This window comes from Haladaptatus sp., assembly GCF_049589095.1.
Taxonomy (GTDB): Archaea; Halobacteriota; Halobacteria; order Halobacteriales; family Haladaptataceae; genus Haladaptatus.
The window spans coordinates 1-6,268 of the sequence record NZ_JBAWAC010000297.1 but is presented as its reverse complement, the minus strand read 5'-3'; the positions used below and the strand labels follow the sequence as shown (position 1 = coordinate 6,268).

General features: G+C 57.2%; 3 protein-coding genes. 1 reads left to right on the top strand and 2 read right to left on the bottom strand.

Annotation, left to right across the window (positions count from 1 at the left end):
- Positions 1-572: 572 nt before the first annotated feature.
- On the top strand, positions 573-3,386 hold the full coding sequence (locus tag WBV42_RS09665) for a PEP/pyruvate-binding domain-containing protein (protein ID WP_423985836.1): 2,814 nt from the start codon (positions 573-575) through the stop codon (positions 3,384-3,386).
- A 123-nt stretch (positions 3,387-3,509) separates the two neighbouring features.
- Here the strand turns inward: WBV42_RS09665 and WBV42_RS09660 are convergent, their stop codons facing one another.
- Both WBV42_RS09660 and WBV42_RS09655 read right to left on the bottom strand, forming a co-directional pair.
- Positions 3,510-4,574, bottom strand: coding sequence for a saccharopine dehydrogenase family protein (locus tag WBV42_RS09660; protein ID WP_423985835.1), 1,065 nt, complete (start codon positions 4,572-4,574; stop codon positions 3,510-3,512).
- Between the two features lie 229 nt (positions 4,575-4,803).
- On the bottom strand, positions 4,804-5,766 hold the full coding sequence (locus WBV42_RS09655) for a hypothetical protein (protein ID WP_423985834.1): 963 nt from the start codon (positions 5,764-5,766) through the stop codon (positions 4,804-4,806).
- Between the last annotated feature and the right edge of the window lie 502 nt (positions 5,767-6,268).

Genomic DNA, 6,268 nt, shown 5'->3' with positions numbered 1-6,268 from the left:
TTCAAGTTGGATTGTCTCTGTGGTTGTGATTTTGTTGCGAAAGGGGAGAGTCAACACAAAGTTGGGTACGAGGTGATGGCCCATCTTGCCAAAGAACATCAGATGCCTGCAGACCCGACTGAATTAGCGGACTGTGCAATCCCTGCCTTCGACGACCCAAGAAAAACTCGTGCATGAGTCTTAGTCTCGGTGCTTATCTCCCGACTAATGACGACAATTGATGAGGTTTCGTCATTGTACGCCTCTGAATATGGCACCCAAAAGGACAACTAAGTAGTATTTATGCTGGTGTGGGTCGAATCGGATTCGGAACAACAGTGAACCGCCTCGGGGTCAAGCCCCGAGGCACTCGCCTTGCTCATCTGTAGAGCAGCAATCACTCGACGAGGTGATATCGATAGTGACGGGCGGCGGCGAGATCAGGAGTGGAATCACCGCGGAACTCGCGACCGGTGGCAGCTATGTCGTCATTGCAAACGTTGGTGTGGTAGACAGCGAGTACAGCCAACAATCCCCGGAAGAAGGACTATCGATATGGCTGCTCGACACGTACCGTGTTACTAGTAATTACAATGCCAGAGTATTCGAACGGGAGTGTCGTGCGGTGGTTTCACGCCCTGGACGCCGACGACATCGACGTGGCTGGCGGCAAGGGAGCGAACTTGGCCGCGCTGGCACGGGCCGGCCTTCCCATTCCACAAGGATTCGTTGTTACGACCGCCGCATACCGAGACCTCATCGATACACCACAGATTCGCGATGCAATCGATCGATTGGAGGCGGTCAACTCGGTCGACATCGACACACGCGCCGCGGTCGCAGCCGAACTTCGATCGTTCATCGAGAGTCGCGAATTCGGTGCGTCCATCGAGGAGGCGATCACCGACGCGATGGCATCGCTCGAGCGCGCCAACGGCTTCGCCGTCCGGTCAAGCGCCACAGCCGAGGACCTCCCAAGCGCGTCGTTCGCCGGTCAACATGAGTCATTCCTAGGTGTGAAGACTGCTGACGTCCTCGACCGCGTCCGTGGTTGCATGGCCAGTCTCTTCACCGACCGGGCAGTCACCTATCGGGTGCGCAACGGCATCGCCCACGCCGATACGGAAATGGCCGTTGTCGTCCAACCGATGGTTGACGCGACTGCCGCAGGCGTTCTCTTTACCGCGGATCCGACGACCGGGAACCGACACGTTTCGTCGGTCGATGCGAGTTTCGGTCTTGGAGAGAGCATCGTCGCTGGCGACGTCACGCCGGACCACGCTCTCGTAGACACCCGGACAAACGAGGTGCTGGAGTACACGGTCGGCACGAAGACGGTCGCCGTCGAGTTACACAAGGCCGGTGCTGCTCGCGAGGGAACGCAAAAAATCGGAACCGAAAAGACGCGAAGCGTTGAAACGGATGGAACTGAAAGGGCCGAACTCCCATCGGAGCGACGGGAGTCGCGTGTACTCACCGACGACCAACTTCGCACCCTCGTCGGGCTGGGAAAGCAGGCAAAAACACTGCTTGGCACACCACAGGACGTCGAATGGGCGCTCGGTGACGGCCAGTTCGTCCTCCTGCAGTCCCGTCCTATCACGTCGTTGTTCCCGCGGCCGTCACCGGCACCCGACGACGATCGGCTCCATGTCTACATCAGTATGGGTCACATGCAGGCAATGCCGGAGGCGATGCCGCCACTCGTCCAAGACGTGTGGCGGATCTACACCGGAAGCGCGCTCTCCGCCATCGGTCTCGATGCCAGCCTCGGCAACCCGACGGTCGAAGCCGGGGGGCGGGTTTTTATCGACGTCACCCCATTCCTTCGCTACCCCGACCTGCAATCCGGGCTAATCGAGCGAATCGCCGCGGTAAACGAACCGGTCGCCGCCAGTCTCGACGATATTGTATCGCGACGGCCCAAAGAATTCGAATCTCGTGGAATCACCGTCAATGCGCTCCCGGGATACATCGCGACGACCGGGCGAGTAGCCCGACTGGTCGGCCCCGCGGTCCCGCGCATCGTTCGGAACGTCCTCGATGCGCTGGCCGGCCGCGGGGCTCCCCTCGATGATGAGTCCTGGGCTGGTGTGAGCGAACTTTTCCTCGGACGGGTCGCAGACGCACCAACCCCCAAATCCCGGGGCCGGGCCGTGTTCGAGGCCATCGACATCAGGCGATTCTTCCGTGAAGTGTACCCGCAAATCAGCCCGTTGTTTCTCGCATTCGCGCTTGGTGGCTGGCTCAAGAGGGCGTTCCCTGCTCAGCCAGACGATGTGAACGCGATCGGTCGAGGGTTTGAACGCGACGTCGTCACTCGCATCAACCTCGGCCTCGGCGACCTCGCCGATATTGCCCGGGATCATCCGCAAGTCGCCACTGCCCTCCGCGACGGTACCTCCCTTGCGGATCTCGAGAACGTGGAAGGCAGCGAGGCCTTCCGCGAGGCGCTTGCTGTCTTCCTCGACGAATTTGGCCACCGCGCTACCGGCGAAATAGACCTTAGTAGGCCACGATGGCAGGAAGATCCGTCCATGCTCCTCGCGGTCGTTCGGGCAAACCTTGCAGATGAGGCGGCAGGCGACCATCGTGAACGAATCCAACATCTCGCTGACGAAGCCGAGCAAGCCGCAGCGCGTCTCGAAGCGCGTGCCGACCACGGTCTGCTCGGGTCGCTTCGCCGGCGCTACGTTCGCTGGCTCGTCCGCACATATCGCGATACGATCTATCTCCGGGAGTACCCCAAGCAGGAGGCCGCTCGAGCATTCACCGCATGGCGAACGGCGCTGCTAGACGCCGGAGAGCTGCTTGTCGCAAAGCATAAACTCGACCGGCCGAGCGATGTCTGGTATCTCCACAAAGACGAATTGTTCGACGCCCTCGATGGCGAGCGCATCGACATCGATATCGCTGTCCGACGACGGGAACATGCACGTAATGTCGACTTGGACGCTCCGCCCGTGTTGACAAGCGAGGGTGAAGCCGTTCGTGGCCACGCGGACCGTGAAACGGTTTCCGAGGGGACATTAGTCGGGACTGGTGTCTCGTCGGGCGTCGTCGAGGGAGCGGCCCGCGTCATTCGTGACCCGAAGGCAGCGACGGTGGAACACGGCGAGATACTCGTCGCGCCCTCGACCGACCCAGGGTGGACACCGCTATTCCTGAACGCCGCTGGGCTGGTCTCCGAAGTCGGTGGCGCCGTCAGTCATGGGGCACTCGTCGCCCGCGAGTACGGCCTGCCCGCTGTCGTCTCCGTTCCCGAAGCGACGAAACGGATTCGAACCGGACAACACATCCGCATTGACGGGAGCCATGGCACGGTCGAACTGCTCGACGCACAGTCGGCGACCAGCGGCGGGGCACACGTTGGCCCCCCCGAACCCGATTCGAGCGAGGCCGAATAATCTCTTGACACCACTTTTCAAATGGTAAAATAGTCCGCCACCCCGTACCGAGCCCCGTTGTTCCCGATGATTCCCGATATAGGCTCTTCATCGATACAGAGATCGGTAGATGACCGAGTATCTTCAGTCGGAAATGTCGATATCTCGCCGTTCAACGCCTGGGAACTCAAGCACATAGTCCGGGCCGAACGCTTTGCCAGGGGTAAGGAATCCAGCCTCTACTTCGTTGTCAAGGACACGAGACGCTGATTTGACGGCTGTTTGTGCGGACAGATCATACGGATCCGACGTCTGTAACCACGCACTCGCCTCGTCTCCGTCATCCGTTTCGACCTCTCCGATGATCCGCGCTACATTTTGGTCACGCTGTGCTGCAGTTGGACCAGAAACCACGGTATCGACGAGGCTCTTTAATGCCTTTTGTACGGGGGTCGAACCGAGAAGCCGAGTGATTTTACCCGATCGTTTCATCACCGTATTAGCGTACTCAGGGACCGTCGCATACGTTTCGATGTCTGGAATATCCGTCGCGTAGAATGCGGTCGAAACATCGCCCCACGGCACTGTGACAGCTTCCTTATCGGCTCCGTCAAACGTGAACGCACGGGACTTCCACGCTGGGGGAACATCGCGTATCTCGCCATTCTCGCGGACTGCACCTGGCCGATGTAGTCCCTCTACTATCGACTTTCCTGTCCCTGGTGAGAACGTCCGTAAGCCGTCAAGTGCAAGCCGTAAGCGAGTCGGGTTCTCGACCTGATTAGAGAGATAAACTGCGAGGCAGTCCGTTGGGACGACATCGAATCCGACCGCCGGAAGGAGCGTCACGTCTGCCTCGATGGCGTCATTATCCCGCTCAGCGATGGATTCAAGCACGTCAATCTGGCCTGCGATGTCAAGATAGTCAGTTCCGGTTGCAAGACAAGCATCGATGAGCGGAGTAGCCGTCGACGAGAACGGTCCAGCACAGTTCAATACCGCATCGAAGTGGCTAACAGACTGCTCGATGATCGCGGGATGCTTAAGAGTGAATGTCTGGTGATTAAGGCCGAGTTCGGTTGCCTGTGCCTCGACCGCTTCAGCTCGTCGACCAGCCAGAACTGGCGACGTTCCCTCGTCCACCGCAGTTTTGGCGACCAGTGTGCCAGTGTAACCGTACGACCCGTAAATGAGCAACTCGTCGGACATATACGGATTACCGACCCACTTCGACAAAATTCTCGTGGCAGTTGGTAGCAAGACGGATGGGTGGTCGCTACCGTCTACACCGTGGAGAGTATCGGTTTCCTCACGGCTAAATCGATGGTGCTCTGTGTTTGTTCCGCTATTAATAGAGCGTGAGCAGTACCGCTATCAAACCTGTGTCGCCTATATTTTTGGACTACACAGTTCAGATACCGTCTAAGGTAGCGGTGGACTACCCAGTCTGCGGTTTGAAAATATTGGTGATACGCCCGACGAACGAGTTGTGTGCGTCTGGATCAGAAACGGTTTCGTATTCACGTTGCAGCGCACCATCTTTCGTCATCTCGAGGATCGTCAGCCGATCGTCTGTGTCGAGTCGGTCGATATCTTCCCCGACGACCGTTCCGGAGGTCGTGACCAACATTGCATGTGCGTCCACATCCAACGCGACCGTCAGTAAGTGTGAGATATCACTCTCATACGGCTGTTCGTGTACCGCCGCGATGATGTGGTCATTTAACAAATTGTCGCGCGCATAGACGTGAACGGGTACCTCCTCGCCCGAACTGATGGTCACCGTTGTATCGATCTCCGTCCGCAACGTTCTGTCTTTCAATGTTTCGACGACTAACTGGCGTGCGGTCAGTTGCTCGTCGACCCATTTTTTGCCCTGGTCGGTGAGATAGTATTGATAGAGGATTCGTTCAGTTGCTCGCTTCGGCTGGATGACGAGGTAGCAATTTCGACACAGAAGTCGGTGCTCCTCTGTCTCAAATATCTCATCACAGTCTTTGCAGTAGTTTGCCGCGTCTGATTCCAGTTGTTCGAGCGATTTTAGGCCCATTTCACACTCTGGACACACGACGCCGTCGTCGTCGACAAACTGGTCTTGCATTCCTTCGTGGTCACACTCTGTATGTCGATATTGCTCCGTCCGAATCGTCTCTGGAGAGCCACAGGACGGACAGGCGGACGTATACTGCATCCCCTTTGTCTCACAATGTGGACAGATGTATTGTTTCTCCTGAAACTCCCGCTTTAGCCGGCCCTGTTCCGCGAGCGTTTCCAATACTTCGAAGACACTGCCATCTCGGTCGTCCAGACGAGCGTTCGCTTCAGGATATGTGACTTTGCCCGTCTCAATGTCGACTGTCGGATGAATTCCGTCCAACGATTCCTCCCAGAGGTCGGTCATCAATCGGACAATCCCCGGTGAAGCCATGCAACGCAGAACAGGAGGATAGTATTTAATTATCAACAAGCTACTGCTGGCAAGCGCACTTTAAGCACACACTCCAACCCGTTGTGAATCGGCGTAGCGGGGTGGAGTTCGGAGGAGTGATCGCAAAATGAAGCGGAGAAGACGGTGATTCAACCGTTGTGCTCTGTCTCTAGCCTTCGATAGTGGGTACAGGACACCATTTATGATTGGTTCACCAACATTCAATCGGCCATAGTATCTGGGGTGGTTCAAACTGACGAGAGAATAGGATGGAACTGACGCTCTTTTGAATGGGTGAGACTGGACTTCTAGAAACCCTATACAATCACCAGTTCGACAGATGGACCTGGTGGGCGTCCAAGAAATCGAACGTCACTCCGGCAGAAAATGGACGACAAGTGGGCGGACAATATCGAGAAAGCAATCAACAGTGGACCACAATTCTGATTAGGGAAAGTCATGCGCGGTGTGACAT